The sequence below is a fragment of the Acidovorax sp. Root568 genome, assembly GCF_001427445.1.
Classification (GTDB): Bacteria; Pseudomonadota; Gammaproteobacteria; order Burkholderiales; family Burkholderiaceae_C; genus Acidovorax; species Acidovorax delafieldii.
The window spans coordinates 264,934-281,249 of the sequence record NZ_LMGP01000001.1; the positions used below are offsets into that span (position 1 = coordinate 264,934).

At 66.7% G+C, this 16,316-nt stretch carries 17 protein-coding genes; 2 read left to right on the forward strand and 15 right to left on the reverse strand.

Annotated features, from left to right (window positions below; translation table 11 throughout):
• Nucleotides 1-128: 128 nt before the first annotated feature.
• Both ASD75_RS01215 and ASD75_RS01220 read left to right on the forward strand, forming a co-directional pair.
• Complete coding sequence (locus tag ASD75_RS01215) at nt 129-767, forward strand: flavin reductase family protein (protein ID WP_146870376.1); 639 nt, start codon at nt 129-131, stop codon at nt 765-767.
• A gap of 112 nt (nt 768-879) precedes the next feature.
• The gene (locus ASD75_RS01220; protein WP_056742434.1) at nt 880-2,286 is read left to right on the forward strand and encodes a hypothetical protein; all 1,407 of its coding nucleotides are present in this window, start codon (nt 880-882) and stop codon (nt 2,284-2,286) included.
• A 62-nt stretch (nt 2,287-2,348) separates the two neighbouring features.
• On the opposite strand, the gene ASD75_RS01225 is transcribed toward ASD75_RS01220, so the two are convergent.
• From ASD75_RS01225 to mnmG, 15 genes are all read right to left on the reverse strand, one after another.
• Entirely contained in the window at nt 2,349-3,434 is a 1,086-nt protein-coding gene (locus tag ASD75_RS01225) for an alpha/beta hydrolase (protein ID WP_235511514.1), read from the reverse strand.
• A gap of 101 nt (nt 3,435-3,535) precedes the next feature.
• Nucleotides 3,536-4,498, reverse strand: a complete 963-nt coding sequence (locus tag ASD75_RS01230) for a hypothetical protein (RefSeq protein ID WP_056742436.1) — start codon at nt 4,496-4,498, stop codon at nt 3,536-3,538.
• A gap of 20 nt (nt 4,499-4,518) precedes the next feature.
• A complete protein-coding gene (lpoB, locus tag ASD75_RS01235) occupies nt 4,519-5,136 on the reverse strand; it encodes a penicillin-binding protein activator LpoB (RefSeq protein ID WP_056742439.1) in 618 nt (205 codons plus the stop codon).
• A gap of 42 nt (nt 5,137-5,178) precedes the next feature.
• Nucleotides 5,179-5,586, reverse strand: a complete 408-nt coding sequence (locus ASD75_RS01240) for a YcfL family protein (RefSeq protein WP_056056988.1) — start codon at nt 5,584-5,586, stop codon at nt 5,179-5,181.
• Nucleotides 5,587-5,621: 35 nt separating this feature from the next.
• Nucleotides 5,622-7,160 (reverse strand): COG3014 family protein, encoded by a 1,539-nt coding sequence (locus tag ASD75_RS01245; protein WP_056742441.1) that lies wholly within the window; start codon nt 7,158-7,160, stop codon nt 5,622-5,624.
• A gap of 332 nt (nt 7,161-7,492) precedes the next feature.
• A complete protein-coding gene (locus tag ASD75_RS01250; protein ID WP_056742442.1) occupies nt 7,493-8,236 on the reverse strand; it encodes a class I SAM-dependent methyltransferase in 744 nt (247 codons plus the stop codon).
• Between the two features lie 10 nt (nt 8,237-8,246).
• A complete protein-coding gene (locus tag ASD75_RS01255; protein ID WP_056742444.1) occupies nt 8,247-9,602 on the reverse strand; it encodes a hypothetical protein in 1,356 nt (451 codons plus the stop codon).
• Between the two features lie 237 nt (nt 9,603-9,839).
• Nucleotides 9,840-10,757, reverse strand: coding sequence for a ParB/RepB/Spo0J family partition protein (locus ASD75_RS01260; protein WP_056742446.1), 918 nt, complete (start codon nt 10,755-10,757; stop codon nt 9,840-9,842).
• A gap of 39 nt (nt 10,758-10,796) precedes the next feature.
• Nucleotides 10,797-11,093 carry a cupin domain-containing protein gene (locus tag ASD75_RS01265; protein WP_056742448.1) on the reverse strand — a complete coding sequence of 99 codons (297 nt, stop codon included), beginning with the start codon at nt 11,091-11,093 and terminating at the stop codon, nt 10,797-10,799.
• Between the two features lie 25 nt (nt 11,094-11,118).
• Entirely contained in the window at nt 11,119-11,325 is a 207-nt protein-coding gene (locus tag ASD75_RS01270; protein ID WP_235511515.1) for a hypothetical protein, read from the reverse strand.
• A 65-nt stretch (nt 11,326-11,390) separates the two neighbouring features.
• Nucleotides 11,391-11,933 carry an alpha/beta hydrolase gene (locus tag ASD75_RS01275; protein WP_056742452.1) on the reverse strand — a complete coding sequence of 181 codons (543 nt, stop codon included), beginning with the start codon at nt 11,931-11,933 and terminating at the stop codon, nt 11,391-11,393.
• A 34-nt stretch (nt 11,934-11,967) separates the two neighbouring features.
• The gene (locus ASD75_RS01280; RefSeq protein WP_056742454.1) at nt 11,968-12,780 is read right to left on the reverse strand and encodes a ParA family protein; all 813 of its coding nucleotides are present in this window, start codon (nt 12,778-12,780) and stop codon (nt 11,968-11,970) included.
• A gap of 24 nt (nt 12,781-12,804) precedes the next feature.
• Complete coding sequence (locus ASD75_RS01285; protein ID WP_056742455.1) at nt 12,805-13,419, reverse strand: LysE family transporter; 615 nt, start codon at nt 13,417-13,419, stop codon at nt 12,805-12,807.
• A 117-nt stretch (nt 13,420-13,536) separates the two neighbouring features.
• On the reverse strand, nt 13,537-14,214 hold the full coding sequence (gene rsmG, locus ASD75_RS01290; protein ID WP_056742458.1) for a 16S rRNA (guanine(527)-N(7))-methyltransferase RsmG: 678 nt from the start codon (nt 14,212-14,214) through the stop codon (nt 13,537-13,539).
• A gap of 2 nt (nt 14,215-14,216) precedes the next feature.
• Nucleotides 14,217-16,202: a tRNA uridine-5-carboxymethylaminomethyl(34) synthesis enzyme MnmG gene (gene mnmG, locus ASD75_RS01295; RefSeq protein ID WP_056742460.1), complete on the reverse strand. Its 1,986-nt coding sequence runs from the start codon at nt 16,200-16,202 to the stop codon at nt 14,217-14,219.
• Nucleotides 16,203-16,316: the final 114 nt, after the last annotated feature.

The following is a 16,316-nucleotide window of genomic DNA, read 5'->3' on the forward strand; positions in this document are numbered from 1 at the left end:
GCCCCTGTGCGCTAGAACCATATGCCCGGACAGCTATGAAAAAGTGAGCATGCAGATACCCCGATGACTGCAGCGCGCCGCGTCTGCCGCTAAGGTGTCCGCTTGTTCGCCCCACCCTGCCGAGCCCCATGACCACTCCACAGCCCCCACGCACCTTCCACAGCTACGAACCCCGCCTGGGCCACGGCCTGCCGCACGACCCGTTCAACGCCATCGTGGGGCCCCGCCCCATCGGCTGGATCTCCACGCAAAGCGCCACGGGAGCGACCAACCTCGCGCCCTACAGCTTTTTCAACGCCTTCAACTACGTGCCCCCCATCGTGGGCTTTGCCAGCATTGGCTACAAGGACACCGTACGCAACGTGCAGGCCACGGGCGAGTTTGTGTGGAACCTCGCCACCCGCGACCTGGCCGAGGTGATGAACCAGAGCTGCGCGGCCGTGCCACCTGAAGTGAGCGAGTTCAACCTGACCGGTCTGACCCCCCTGCCCTCCACCCGCGTGCGCCCCCCGCGCGTGGCCGAAAGCCCGGTCACCTTTGAATGCCGCAGCACGCAGATCCTGCAGCTGCAGGGGGTGGACGGGGCCCTGGTGGATACCTGGCTGGTGCTGGGCGAGGTGGTGGCCGTGCACATCGATCAGGCGCTGCTGAAGGACGGCGTGTACGACACCGCGAACGCGGGGCACATCCTGCGCGGCGGCGGGCCGGCGGACTATTTCACTGTGGGGCCAGAGCAGCTGTTCAGGATGTATCGGCCCCGGCCCTGACTGCGGCCAGCAGGTAACAGGCTGTCACGCGATAGCCCTGGCATCCCCTGGAGGTTTGCGCTATACCCGCCTGTCGGGAGGCTGTTGCCCTCCCCCCTCGGCCGGAGACCCTATGAAGTTCGTACGTGCAACCCTTGCCTGCCTGTCGGCCGCCCTGGTGCCGCTGGCCATGGCTGGACCACCGCTCATCGGCAACTGCCCGGTGCTACCGCCAGACCACCTCTTCAATACGCCCATCGACAACTTTCCGGTGCACCCTCAGTCGGCAGCTTTCCTGCAGACCATCAGCAGTACCCCACGACGCCTGCACCTGGACCTGGGCCAGAGCGAGGACATGCGCAGCCCCGAGTACTGGGGCATCCCGTACAACGTGGTCCAAGGCCGCAGCTTCGGGTGGCCGACGGTGCACTTTGATGGCGATGGAGCCCCCGACGAGAGCGACTGCGCGCGGGGTGACGGAAGCCTCGCGCGGCCTTGCGCCGGCCTGCGCGAGCCCGCACGCCTGCCCATTCCGCCGCAGCCCCTGGTGGAGGGCGGTATCAGCGGCAACAAGGCGGTCTACAACGACCACCATATCCTGACCGTGGACACCGACACCTGCACGCTGTGGGAAAGCTACCTGAGCTACGCCCGGCCCGATGGGGGCTGGGACATCTACGGCAGCGCCGCCTTCGACTTGCGGTCCAACGCGCTGCGGCCTGCGGGATGGACTTCAGCAGACGCGGCCGGGTTTCCGATACTGCCCCTGCTGCTCAAGGCCGACGAGGCGAGCGCTGGCGACATCCGCCATGCGCTTCGCTTCACCATCCAGAGTCACAAGATCCGAACCAGCTACACCTGGCCCGCACGGCACCTCACCCGCAATGGGGACGCCTCGGCCAGCAAGCCCCCCATGGGCCAGCTGTTCCGGCTGCGTGCGGACTACCCCGTGCCTCAGACCTACAGCGTGCAGGCACGGGCCATCCTGCAGGCACTCAAGACCTACGGCATGTACATCGCCGATGGTGGTTCGGACATGTACATCACCGGCGACCCCAGCCGCCTGTGGAGCGATGCCACCATCTCGCAGGTCCAGTCCGTGCCGCACACGGCTTTCGAGGCGGTGGACCTCAGTCCGGTCATGGCCCAACCCGGCTTTTACAGCGACAGTGCGCGGGTACCGTACACCAGTGCCACCCCTGTGTTTTCAGCTTCCACATCGGGTCCACTGCAGAAGCTGAACCTGTGGGCGGCGATCCAGGTTTCGGCACCCGACGCCGGGCGCGCCGGAGGCCTGTACGTGGCAGCCCTGGTGCCAGGCGCGGGACTGTTTGCGCTGTCGCCCGGAGGCTGGGTGCCTGTAGCGGACGGGAACCTGCCCGCAGCCAGCCCCGCCACGCTGGGCAGCCACATGGTGCCCATCCTGGCAGCTGCCGATGTGTCGGGCTTGCGCGGCACGCAGGTATTTGCGGGCTATGGCACCTCACCCAGCGAGATGCTGGAGCGCGGAACGTTTGGGCAAATCTACGCCGTGCCTTGAGAAACCGCCGACAGAGTCCCAGGCCCGTTCAGGGTAGGTGACCTGGCCGGGCGAGGCAGGCGTCACTGCGCAGGCTTGATGACGCCCTGGGCGCCCAGCAGCGAAGCACACAGACCTGCTGTAGGGGCCCGCGCCCACTGCTCCGTCCAGGCCCACACCTGCTGCACACCATCCTCTGTCCCCTCGCTGGCATGGCGGCGTTGCAGTCCATGGTCGGCGCCGTCGATGCGCCGCGCACAATAGGGCTCAGTACGGGCGGATGCCAGCACCGCAAAGCGTTCGTACGCCACCTGCGGCACCAGGGCATCGTCCCCGCCCCACACCTGCAGGAGCGGCCAGGGACTTTGCACCAGCGGCAGGGCCAGTGGCCAGTTCCACAGGTCACGCCAGTAGCCCAGGCTGCGGCCTTGCAGCACGGTGCTGTCGGGCATGCGCCCCCGCTGGGAACGTCCCAGCGCATCCCAATCGGCCTGGGCACCCAGGCGTTGCGCCTGCAGCGCGCCCGCTTCCTGCGGGTCCAGGCCGCTGGAAGCCAGCACCACCAGGCCAGCGAGCCCCGGCACCTCGGGCGCCAGGGCCGTCAACAGCTCCGCACCTTCCGAAATGCCCACCAGCAATTGCGGCAGCGCCGGGGCACCATCGCGTTCGCGCTGCAGGGCATCGGCCTGCAGCGCGACGCGGGCGTGCGCAACCCACGCCGACAACCGGTCTTGCTGCACAAAGTCGGGCCCGCAGTCTGCAGATGCCGTGCGGGTCTGAGGGTCTACGCCGGGCTTGTGCAGCACCAGCACCTGGGCATGCAGCAACCCCGCAAAGTAGCGCTCCGCAATGGGCCCCATGCCTGCACAGCCGGAGCCCGGGATCACGATCACCCGGTAGCGCAGCGGCGGCGTGCGCCCGTTGCGTTGCAGTGCCTGCAGCATGGCCCCTTGTGCACCCGGCAGAGGCCGGGAAGTGAAAGTGGAGGGCGACATGGCATCCGGGTCCGGCGCTACGGTTCGCGCTGCTACAGCACCTGACGGATCGTTGCCATACACCTGGACCAGCGATTCAGAGGCCGCAGCCGCATAGAAGGTCTGGGGCGGTTGCGTGCACCCGGCCAGCACGCCCGCCATACCCATCAGCACAGGCATAAAAAAAGCCAGCACATGGCTGGCCTGGGCGGACCGAGGCGCCCTGTTTGCCGCAGCAATGTGCGGCGCAGGGGCCAAGCAGTGCGTCATCCTCAAGAGGTTGTCAAAAATCTCGGCTACTTGAGGATCAGCACCTGCTCGGGCTGCTGCGGTTGCGGCACGGGCATGGGCTGGCCGCCTTGTTGGTAAACCACCGGTGGGCGCACGCCGCGCGCCAGGTTGGCGTCGGTGTAGCCCAGTTGCACCGCGAGCTGCTGGTACACGTCCTGCGCCAGCGACAGCGAGGTTTCGCGCATCACCTTGGCCCGGTTGGGGGGCGCAATGTCGCCACGGATCGACAGGATCTTGGTGTCGTTGCCTTCGCCCTGGGCGGAGAACGCGGCCTTGATCTCGTAGGTCTTGGTGTTGATGAGCGAGAAGTCGGCCAGCAGCTGCAGGCCGTACTGGCGCGTGGCGCTGGTGGTGCCCTGCAGGGGCGAGAGCGCGTCGGTGAACTCGATGCTGGACACCACGCCGAACAGCACGTAGTCGGCGCCGTTGAACTCGCCCTTCTTGATCCGGGTGATCACGTCATTGACCTGGGGCTGTGCCTGGGGCGTGGCCATCTTGCCGCCCTGCACCTGGTTGAGCACCTGCTCGGCCTTGCTGGGCTGGGGCTTACCAGCGTCAAAGCCCTTGCCCTGCACCAGGCGGAAGTACGTGCCCTGCAGGATGGCGCCCTTGATGTCGTTGGTATAGCCGCCCAGCTCGCGCTGCTCGATGTAGCTGTAGCGCCCGGCCACATAGGTGCCGCTGGCCTGCTCGGACGCCTGCATGGACTGCTGGCCGGAGTACGAGCCCCCGCCGCCGTACATGCCATGGCTGTGGCTGCCGCCCTGGCTGCCCTGGGCGCTCATCTGGCTGCTGCGCTGGTAGGTGCCGGCCAGGAAGTATTCGGACACGCGCTGGGCATAGGCCAGGTCGGTCACGGCGATCTTGGGCGCGGCGCCGGGCTGCTGCGCCTGCGCGCCCGTGCCCCAGGCCAGCGTGGTGGCCGCGATCACGGCCAGGGCCGTGTGGAGGGTGATTCTGCGTTGCATGGTGTGCTCCTTGGGGCAGATCAGCGCTTGCTGGTCTTTCTGATTTCTTTCTCGTCCTGCCACTCGATCGTGCCTTCCTGCACATCAAACAGCTTCAGCGTGAACTTGTAGTACACGTCCTTGGTGCTGTTGTTCTGCTTGACGATGCTGGTCAGCTCGCCTTCCATGCTGTACTTGGCGGCGGTCATCTGACCGACCTTGGCGGTGGTGCCCTGCTTGTACAGGCCGCTCTGGTTCTGGCGCTGCAGCTCGTCCACACCGGCCTGCATCTCGTTGATGGAGCGCACAAAACGCACCTTGCCGGACTTGACCAGCGCGGTCTGGATGGAGTTCATCACGTTGGTGGTGTCGATGTACTCGCTGGTCTTGTTCTTCACGGTGGAGATCGTCACCGTGGGGCGGCCCTGGAAGATGCCGGTTTCGAGCAAACCGCCGGTCATCTTCTCGGCAATCATCTGCAGGTCGGTGGAACCGAACTCGTTGGTCACCAGCTCGACGGCCTTGGCGTCGCCGTAGTTGACCTGGCGGTCAAAACGCACGGTGGGGGACGACAGGTTCTGGCAGGCCGACAGGGCCAGGGTGCTGGCCGCAAAGGCCAGGATCAGCGCGCTGCGCTGGATGCGGTTCTTGGTGTTCATGTTGGTTTACTCCTCACTCAAACAGGGATTGGTGCGGCGCGATCAGCGCGGCTCCACATTCATTTCCAGGCGCAGATCGACAGCCGCAGAGGTAGGCGCCACGCTCTTGACAGTCTGCTGGCCCAAGCCCAGCACGCTCATCTGCTTCCAGGACTCGCCATCGCCCACCTGGTTGCCCACGTTGTCCAGCCACTTGAAGCGGTAGAACACGGTGCGGTCGGTGCGGCCCATGTTGGCCATGTCGGCCTGCACCACCAGGATGTCGTTCTTGCGCACGATGCGCATCTCGCGCACGGCGATGCTGTTGGCCTCGCCTCGCAGCGCCACCTTGGCCGCCACGGCCAGCGGCGTGGCGGGATCGTGCAACTGGGCGCTGGCGTTGCCAGCCAGGGTCATCAGGGCCGCGCACAGCACTGCAGGGATCGCGGCGGGGACAAAACGGGTTCTCATGCCAGAGGCTCCTTGAATGGGGTCAGAAACAGGGGTCAGTTCTTGGCAGCCGCTGCAGGCTGGGCGGCCGTGGGCTTGACGGTGGACGAGGGCACGGTGCGGGCGCGGTTGTTGTTGGTGGTGCGCACCGGGGCCGCGGGTGCCGCTGCTGCGGCGGGAGCCGGCTGGGGTGCGGCCGCCACCGTGGGCAGCTGGCCCAGCATGGCCACGTCGCCGATCAGCACGCTGTTGTCATACATGCGCAGGGGCACCAGAGCATACTGGCCGTCGATCTTGATCGGCTGTGGCAACTGGCGGCCATTGATGGTGACGGTGTGCTCGCCAGGAGGCAAGTAGCCACGGGCCACATACACGCGGCCGGGCAGCATGCGCCACAGGCGGTCGTCGGCCTGCTCGGTGGCTACCGAGGCAGCGGCACCGATGATGCCGCCGATCAGACCGCCACGCTTTTGCAGCTCGTTCTGCAGCACGCCCTTGGCCACGGCGCGGGTGAAGCCACGCAGCACCATGCCCGGCATTTCGTCCTTGAGGGCACGGCGGGCCATCACGTTCACGTCCACCACTTTTTCGAGCTTGAGGTCGGTACCAGCGGCCGACACCACCGTCAGGGGCGCATCCTTGGAAGGCTCGATCACGGGGTACGAAATGCTGGCGGTGACCAGGCCACGGCCGGTGGGAACGGGGATGGTGAAGGCCTTGGGCTTGCGTGCAGGCGCGTCACCGGCCTCGACGATGAAGAGCACATCGGTCATGCGCTGGCGGCGCTTCCAAGTGAAGCCGGTGCGGTTGTCCAGGCCGCGCAGGCCTTCTTCGAGCACGGGGGTGTCGGGCTTGAGCTCGATGGCCTTGCGGTAGCCGGGCGCGGCCAGGCCGGGCTCGTTGAGCATTTCGTACAGGAAGCCGGCCAGGTAGTGGCTCAGCGCGTTGGAGTAGCCGTTCTTGAGCGCCAGCACCTCGGGGTCGTTGAGGGTCTCGACGGGGTAGCCATTCAGCTCCTTGCCACCCGATGTGGCGCCCTTGGACTTGGCTTCCTCTTCAGCGGCCAGCGTTTCCTTGGCGCGGAATTCGGCAATGATGGCTTCGCGCTCGTGGGTGCGCTTGATGTCCACGCGGGCGTTTTCAAAATCACCCACGGCCATGCGGTTGAGCGCCAGGCGCGTGGTCACCCACACCTTTTCGTAATCCTGGCCTTCGTAGACCTTCAGGCGTTCGCTGATCAGCGCCGCGCCCACGGTGCCCATGAGTTTGCTGGGGTTGGTCTTGGCGGTTTCTTCCCATTCCTTGACCTTGTTGTCAGCCAGCAGGAAGGCGTTGGTGCTGTCGGGGTAGCGGCGGTCCATGCGCAGCAGTTCGCCGCGTTCCATGTTGTAGAGCAGCGCCGTTTTTTCTTCTTCAGTCTTGGCCGTGCTCTCCAGGCTGGCCAGCGCGGCGGGGATGCCGCCACTGCGCCCGGCGGTTTGCATGTCGGTGGCCAGCTTGTCATGGCTCTGCATGGTGGCGCAGCCGGTGAGGGCCGCGCTCAGTGCCAGGGCCCATAGCAGGCGCGGACGGAAACGGGGTGGGTGGGCGGTCATGGATGCTCCTTGCAGATCGGTCGGTTGCTCACCAGAAACACCCCGCGCTTACCACGCGCAGCCGTGCAACAGCCCCGCCAGAGGGAGGGTGCTGTGAATACGGCGTGCGTGGTGGAAGTCCGGTCAAGGCGGGTGCTGGCAGCCCGTGCGCCCCCTCCCGGCGCGGATACGTGCTGTGTGCGGCCCCCTCTGGCTGTGAGTTTCTTGGTTGTTGTGTATGGGGTTGTAGCCAGCCGCGCAATGTAGCAAAAGCTTGTATCTTTTCTGTAACCGTGTGGGGCCGGTGACGCAGACGGACACAGGGACCGGCACAGTGGAGCATGGTGTGCATGTCATCCCTCCTGCTGCTGGCGCGGCATGCGGTACAGCCACACCACCCGCCCGCCGGGCGCACGCAGCTGGGCGCTGGGCAGCCAGCCCGGCACCGCAAACTCCAGGCTCACCAGCCACGCGCCGGTCGCCAGCTCGGCCTGGGCCTTGGCGGCCGCGCGAGCCATGCTCTCGGGCCGCTGGAACAGGTACACCATCTGGTAGGCGCTCCAGTCGGCCTTCCACATGTCGGCACGCTGCACCCGCGCCCAGGGGCAGCGCAGGGCGCACAGCAGGCGCAGCGGCCAGCTCCACTCCAGCCCGTCGAGCTGGGCGGCAGGGTAAGCATGGCGCAAGGCCTTGAGGCCATCGCCCAGGCCACAGCCTGCGTCGAGCACCCGCGCACCCAAAGGCAGCGGCGCCTGCACGGCCAGAGACTGCAGCGCGTGGCGCGGCGTGGGAAACAGGGGCGCATCGCGCCACGCATTGAGCGGGTAGACCAGCAGCAACAGCGACAGCGGCACCAGCCACGCCCAGGTAGGCAGGCTGGCCGCCCCCAGCAGCGCCAGCGACAACGGGAACCCGGCGGCAATCAGCCCGCGCCGCCACCAGCTGTCGCCCAGCACGCTGGCAGCCGTGCCAAGCAGGCAGGCGACCAGCAAAGCGGCCACCGGCGGAACCGCCCGCTGCAGCGCCACAAAGATCAGCCATGCGCACGCCCACGCCGCCAGCGCGGGCAGGGGCCAGGGCATGCGCAGGGCCAGCATGGTTCCGTTCTCAGCGGCCAAAAATGCCGCGCAGCAGATTGACGGGATTGACCACGTTGCCCGCGTCCGTGCCGCCGTCGCCCGCAGGTGGCTGGCCTGCGGGTGCACCGCCCATGCCGCTGGAGTAAGCGCCTGTGCCGCCCGACGGTGCGCCGGGTGCCGCGCCCATGCCGCCACGGCGCCCCTGCATCTCTTCACCCAGCATGGCCATGGTGTGCGACTTCACGCGCACGCGCACCGACCATTCAGGCTCCCACGCAGCCTTGGGGTCGGCCGGGCGGGGTGGGTACACGATGTGGCTCTCGCCACCATAGGCCATCATGCGCAACATGGGCGTGGCATCGCGCCCGCCACCCGCAAAGATGCCCTGCGGGATGGCGCATTGGGTGGTCTCGGGCTGTAGCAGCACGCGCTCCTTGAGCCAGCGGTCGATGGTGGCGGGCGAGAGGTAGTCGAACAGGCCCATGCCGGTGTCCGGCGTCTCGGCGCTGGACCACATGATCAGATCGTCCCCGCTCTGTGACATGGCATGCAGGTAATAGGCACGCGCGTTGCGCACGGGCTGCCAGCTGGTGCCCATGCTGTCCTGCGGCTTGCCGGTGGTGCGCAGGTCGATGGCGGGCATCAGGTCCTGCGCCGCGCCCAGGGTAAATTTCATGGAGGCAGGCACGCCATCGCCACGCACCTGGTGCTCGCCCACCACCGAGCTGTCCCGCGACAGGCTGACCTGGTTGCGTTCGTTGGGGTACAGCGCATAGGCCGGGCCCACGCGCGGGCCCCGGTCCGGCACGGCACGGCCCGCGAAGGCCTGGGCGTAGTCGGAGGGCTTGGCACGTGCCAGGTCGATCACGCGGGGCTGGCCCGCACGCACCGCGCTACCGCAGCCCCAGTACAGCAGGATGCGGCCCTTGGGCTGCTGTTGCTGGTACTCACGCGGCACTTCGCCCGGCTCGGTCTGCGTGGGCTGGGCACGCGGCGGGATCAGCGGCAAGGACTCGCCCATGCGCATGCCGGGCGGGATGGACTGGCTGGCCTCGACGCCGGGGCGCAGGCTGTTGTGCAAGGCGATATCGATGACGCGCGGCGGCATGATGGACATGGCGCGGGCGTTGCCATACGACGTGTTGCTGCCGCCCCCCATGCCCGGCGCAGCGCCGCCGCCCATGCCCCCCATGAGGCCGCCGAGCATGCCGCCACCACCGGGCAGGCTGTCCATCTCGGGCATACCGACCATGGTGCCGGTGGACAGGTCCATCCACAGCTGCACCTTGGGAGCCTTGGTGTTTTGGGCCTGGGCGCCCAGGCTGGCAATGCACAGGCCAGCGGCCAGGCAGGCGGGGGTCAGGTAGCGCAAAGGGGTTGTCATCAGGTCTGCTCCAGGAGATACATGGATCACCCGGCAAACCATCATGGGCCGCAAAGCAGCGTCGTCGCCGCCCTGTGAAGAGGCCTTGCGGTCAACCCGGGTGTGTTGAACGCAGCGCAGTGTAGGCCCCGCAAGGACGCATTTTGCCCCTGCAAGTTACTTGTGGAAACCGTTTGTGTGCGCTATTTCACGCCATCTTGCGCCGCAACAACCCCGCGCCCCGGAGCGATGAGAGGGTCAGCCGCGCAGGCGGTCGATCAGACCGTTCAAAGCCTCCAGCGACCCGAACTGGATCGCCAGCTCGCCCATGTCCTCCACCCGGCCGTTGCGCTTGACGCGTTTCTTGACGCGCACTTCGACCTCGGCCATGAGCAGGTCCGACAGTTCTTCTTCCACGCGCTTGAGGTCGCGCGACTTTTCCTTCTGGGGCTTTTGCGGCACCAGGCTGAACTCGGCACCAATCTTTTTGACCAGGGCCTCGGCTTCGCGCACCGACAGCTTCTTGGCCGCGATCTGGTTACCCGCCGTGATCTGCGCGGCGCGGTCCAGCGACAGCAGTGCACGCGCATGGCCCATGTCGATGTCGCCCGCCATCAGCATGGTCTGCACGGGCTCGGCCAGATTCAACAGGCGCAGCAGGTTGCTGGCGGCGCTGCGCGAGCGGCCCACGGCCTGGGCAGCCAGCTCGTGCGTCAGTCCAAACTCCTTGACCAGGCGCTGCAGGCCCTGGGCTTCTTCCAGCGGGTTGAGGTCTTCGCGCTGGATGTTTTCGATGAGCGCCATGGCGGCGGCCGACTCGTCCGGCACATCGCGCACCAGCACCGGCACCTCGGCCAGGCCCGCCAGGCGGGAGGCCCGAAAACGCCGCTCGCCCGCAATGATTTCGTACTTGCCCGCGTGTTCACCCCCCGTGAGGCGCCGCACCAGGATGGGCTGCATGACGCCCTGGACCTTGATGGACTCGGCCAACTCGTACAGCGCGCCCTCGTCCATGCGCGTGCGCGGCTGGTACACACCCGGCACCAGCTCGGAGAGCGGCAGGCTGCTGGGCAGGCCCGCTTCGGCGGCCTGGGCCTGCTCCACTTTGTCTTCGACCTTGGGGCCCAGCAGGGCTTCCAGGCCTCGGCCGAGGCCCTTGGGTTTTTTGGTGACCATGAAATGCGTCTCGCGAAAGGAAAAGGAAAGGGCTAAGAATCAGCGGTCGATGATGACCAGCGTGCCGTGGCTGCCGGGCGCCACGGCGTGGGGCACGCCAGCGGGCACGATGAACACCTCGCCCGCGTTCACCTCGGTGACCTGCCCTTGCAGGGCGAGGCGCATGCAGCCGTCCAGCACCAACAGGGCTTCGTCAAAGTCGTGCGATTCGTCGGGGTAGGCGGCGTCGTCCATGCGCAGCACCTTGACGTTGGCGCCCGCAGCCTGGCCCACCACCGTGGAGTTCCAGGCGCGGGGCAGTTGGTCGGCAAGGGCGGGCAGGCTGATCTTGGTCATGGGTCGGCAACAAGGGTTCAAAACATCAACGCGCAGAGCGGCTCGCCACGCGGCGCCGCTTGCGACTGCGCCACAGGCGCAGCCACACACCAAACCCGATGGCCAGCAGCACCAGGGCCAGCATGAACTGCCCCAGCGCGCCCACCACCACCGCCCCGCTGGGCAGCAGCCAGGCGAGCACCACTTGCAGCGCATCGAGCGGCCAGTAGAGCGCCACAGGACGCTGCGCCATCGTGGGTAATTGGCTCTGTGCAACACCCGCCGTATCCGGGCGCTTGCGCCAAAAAGCCCAGCGGCTCATGCCGGGGTGGCGAGCTGCATCAGCCAGCCGCGCCCCTCGTCCCAGTCACCCAGCCCGGATTCGGCATTGATGTGCCCGCGCTCGCCATAGTCCACACACCGCGCACCCCAGGCCTGGGCCAGACCTTCGGCGCGCTCGAAGCTGCAGTACGGGTCGTTGCGGCTGCCCACCAGCACCGCCGGAAACGGCAAGGGCTGGCGCGCAATGGGCGCCCAGCCGTGGATCTGCGCAGCCAGGTCGGGCCGCTCCACATCGCCCGGCGCCACCAGCAGCGCGCCGCGCACCTTGGCCGCGTGGCGGGTGTGCGCCGCCCACCAGGCGGTGAGGATGCAACCGAGGCTGTGCGCCGCCAGCACCACGGGGCCATCCGCATCGGCCACGGTTTCTTCGAGGCGCGCAGACCAGTCGCCGCGCAACGGGCGCATCCAGTCGTGCTGCTCCACGCGCTGGTAGCCGTGCGCGGCCTCCCAGCGGCTTTGCCAGTGGTCGGGGCCAGAGTTCTGCCAGCCAGGCAGCAGCAGGATGTTGGAGGCCTTCATTACTATCAAATTAATAGCTGCTACCGCATATTCTTCAAGCGCCTGCGGCCATTTTGGCCATGGAAGAGGCTGCTGGAGGCATGGTTTGCACGCGCTCGACCATCTCCTGCGCAAACTCCACAAAGGCTTGGCTGCCCTTGGCGGCCGGGTCAAACACCACGCCGGGCAGGCCATAGCTGGGCGCCTCGGCCAGGCGTACGTTGCGCGGAATCACGCTGTTGAACACCTTGTCGCCAAAGTGGCCCTTGAGCTGGTCGCTCACCTGCTGCTGCAGCGTGATGCGCGGGTCGAACATCACGCGCAGCAGGCCGATGATCTGCAGGTCGGCATTGAGGTTGGCGTGCACCTGCTTGATGGTGTTGACCAGGTCCGTGAGCCCTTCCAGCGCGAAGTATTCGCACTGCATGGGCACGATCACGCCGTGGGCACTGCACAGGCCGTTGAGGGTGAGCATCGACAGCGACGGAGGGCAATCGATCAGCACGAAGTCGTAGTCACCATCAGCCTCGGCCAGCGCAGATTTGAGGCGCTTTTCGCGGTGCTCCAGCGCCACCAGTTCCACCTCGGCCCCGGCCAGTTCGCGGTTGGCGCCCAGCACCCAGTAGCCACATTTGTCCGACAGCACGGCCGCCTCTTTGACCGAGGCGGATTCGAGCAGCACGTCGTACACCGTGAGGTCGAGGCTGCGCTTGTCCACGCCCGAGCCCATGGTGGCGTTGCCCTGCGGGTCCAGGTCCACCATCAGCACGCGCTGGCCGATCTTGGCCAGGCCGGCGGCGAGGTTGACGGTGGTGGTGGTCTTGCCCACCCCACCCTTTTGATTGGCAACGCAAAAGATCTTGGCCATGTGGGTGCTGCAGTTCGTGTGGTGTTATTTGGAGATGGCCAGCTTGATGCCAAAGCCGATCAGGAAGACGCCTGCCACTTTCTCCAGCACGCGGCCGATGCGCGGGTTGGCGCGCATGCGCTCGGCGAGGTGGTGCGTGAGCAGCACGGCAGTCAGGCCATAGAGAAACGTCAGTGCCGCCACCGTGGCCGCCATCACGCCAAAGGTCAGCATGCCCTGGTGGCGTGCAGGATCGACGAACAGCGGAAAGAACGCCATATAGAAAACGATGGCCTTGGGGTTGAGCAAGGTGATCAGCCCGGCCTGCTTGAAATAGTGGCGTGGCTCGATGTTCAGGATGGGCTGGGCGCCCGGCTTGGCCGTGACCATCTTGAAACCCAGCCACGCCAGATAGGCGGCCCCCAGCCACTGCACCGCGTGGAAGGCGGTGGGGTAGGTGGCGAGCAACGCAGCCACACCGGCCACTGCCGCCCACATCAGCACCTGGTCGCCCGCAATCACGCCCATGGTGGCCGCCATGCCGCCGCGAATACCGCCCTTGCTGGTGGAGGTGATGAGCGCCAGATTGCCAGGGCCCGGAATGAGCAGGAACAACACGATGGCGGCGACAAAGGCGCCGTAGTCTGCGATGCCGAACATGGTTTCTCCTGGTGCGCGGGGAGGGTGCGACCGAAAGATGCACCCGGTTGAGGAGCCGAGTTTACGCGAGCCCCCTGCCCCACCCGCCGAAAAGTCGGCGCACTGAGGACAGAGCCATCAGGCGGGCTTCATCCAAATGATGCAGCGCTCCGCGTCCAGACCCGGCACCGTGAGCTGTTCCACGTGAAACACTGCCACATCCCCAGGCAGGGCGGCGATTTCCTCCTGGGGATGTTTGCCCTTCATGGCCAGCCATACGCCATGGGGCGCGGCCAGTGCGCTGCGCGACCAGGTCACGAAGTCTGGCAACGAGGCAAACGCACGGCAGCTGATGACATCGAACGGCATGCTCAACGTCTCAACCCGCGCATGCACGCCGTGCAGGTTGCGCAACTTGAGCGCCACTGCTGCCTGCTGGATGAACGCTGCCTTCTTGCCCACGGTGTCCACGCAGCTCACGTCCACATCCGGGCAGCAGATGGCAAACACCACACCGGGCAGCCCACCGCCCGACCCGACATCCAGCAGCTTCACCGCCGCCACCCCACCCTGCTGCAGGCCCGCCACATGCCGCCGCAACGGCGCCACGGCGGCCAGGCTGTCCAGCAGGTGGTGCGTCATCATCTCCTGCGGGTCACGCACGGCGGTCAGGTTGTAGACCTTGTTCCACTTCTGCAGCAGCGCCAGGAAGTCCATCAGCAGGGAAACCTGCGCATCGCTCAGGCCCAGCGCCAGGGCGTCGACCCCGGCTTGCAATTGTTGGCGCAGGCTGTCGTGGTTGCTGTTCACCGCCATCGTCATGCCGCCACTTCGCCTTCTGCCTTGGATGGCATGGCGGGTGCCACGGCAAACTCCTTGAACCCACCCTTCTTCAGATGCACCATCAGCAGCGAGATCGACGCAGGCGTAATGCCCGTGATGCGCGAGGCATGGCCCAGGGTCTCGGGCCGGTGGCGGGTGAGCACCTGGCGCGCCTCGATGCTCAGTGCGGTGACCTGCATGTAGTCCAGGTCGGGCGGCAGGCGCAGCTTCTCGAAGTGCGCAGCGCGCTCCACCTCGCCCTTCTGGCGGTCGATGTAGCCTGCGTACTTGGCGGCAATCTCCACCTGCTCCAGCACAGGGTCGCTCAGGTCACCCAGGGTTTCACGTGAAACATCGGCCGATGCGTACTTGCCGCCGTCCATCGACACCAGGTTGGCGTAGCTCACATCGGGGCGGCGCAGCAGTTCGAACAGGTTGTATTCGTGCTCGATGCTCTTGCCCAGCACCCGCTCGGATTCAGCGGCAGGCAGGTTGCGCGGGTTCACCCAGGTGGCCTTCAAGCGCTCTGTTTCACGTGAAACCGCATCGCGCTTGCGGCTGAAGGCATCCCAGCGCGCATCGTCCACCAGACCCATCTGGCGCCCTACTTCCGTCAGGCGCATGTCCGCATTGTCCTCGCGCAGCTGCAGGCGGAACTCGGCCCGGCTGGTGAACATGCGGTAGGGCTCGGTCACGCCCTTGGTGATCAGGTCGTCCACCAGCACACCCAGGTAGGCCTCGTCGCGGCCGGGCAGCCAGGGCGCATCGCCCCGGCACTGCAGCGCGGCGTTGATGCCGGCAAACAGGCCCTGGGCCGCCGCCTCTTCATAACCGGTGGTGCCATTGATCTGGCCGGCAAAAAACAGACCCTGGATCTGGCGGGTTTCAAAGCTGCTCTTGAGCGAACGCGGGTCGAAGTAGTCGTATTCGATGGCGTAGCCGGGGCGCAGGATGTGCGCGTTCTCCAGCCCCGGCATGCTGCGCACCAGGTCGTACTGGATGTCGAACGGCAGGCTGGTGGAGATGCCGTTGGGGTAGAACTCGTGTGTGGTCAGGCCTTCGGGCTCCAGAAAGATCTGGTGGCTGTCCTTGTCGGCAAAGCGGTTGATCTTGTCTTCCACACTCGGGCAGTAGCGCGGGCCCACGCCCTCAATCTTGCCGGTGAACATGGGGCTGCGGTCAAAGCCACTGCGGATGATCTCGTGCGTGCGTTCGTTGGTGTGGGTGATCCAGCAGGGCATCTGGCGCGGGTGCATCTGTGCATTACCCATGAAGCTGAACACCGGCACCGTTCCCTCATTCACGCCTCCGGGCATGCCGTCGCCGGGCTGCTCAGTGCACTTCGAGAAGTCGATGCTGCGCCCATCCAGCCGGGGCGGCGTGCCGGTCTTGAGGCGCCCTTGCGGCAGCTTCAGCTCCTTGAGGCGCGCCGACAGCGACACCGCCGGCGGGTCCCCTGCCCGGCCCGCGGCGTAGTTGTTCAGACCCACATGGATCTTGCCGTCCAGAAAGGTGCCCGCCGTGAGCACCACGGTGCGGCTGCGGAAGCGGATGCCCACCTGCGTCACGGCGCCCACCACGCGGTCGCCTTCCACCATCAGGTCGTCCACCGCCTGCTGGAACAGCCACAGGTTGGGCTGGTTCTCCAGCATGCGGCGGATGGCAGCCTTGTACAGAATGCGGTCGGCCTGGGCGCGCGTGGCGCGCACCGCAGGGCCCTTGGAGCTGTTGAGGATGCGGAACTGGATGCCACCCTCGTCCGTCGCCAGCGCCATGGCCCCGCCCAGCGCATCCACCTCTTTCACCAGGTGGCCCTTGCCGATGCCGCCAATGCTGGGGTTGCAACTCATCTGCCCCAAGGTCTCAATGTTGTGGGTCAGCAGCAGCGTTTTGCTGCCCATACGGGCAGCGGCCAGCGCGGCCTCGGTGCCTGCATGGCCACCGCCGACAACGATCACATCAAATTCCTGGGGGTACAACATGGGGGTGCTCCGGGGCCCGGGGGGCCCGACATTCAAAACCGCCCGCCCTCCTGCGACGGCCCAACGAGGGCGGGTCGCACTGGGGCGGGATGCATCATTCACCAGCCCATCGGG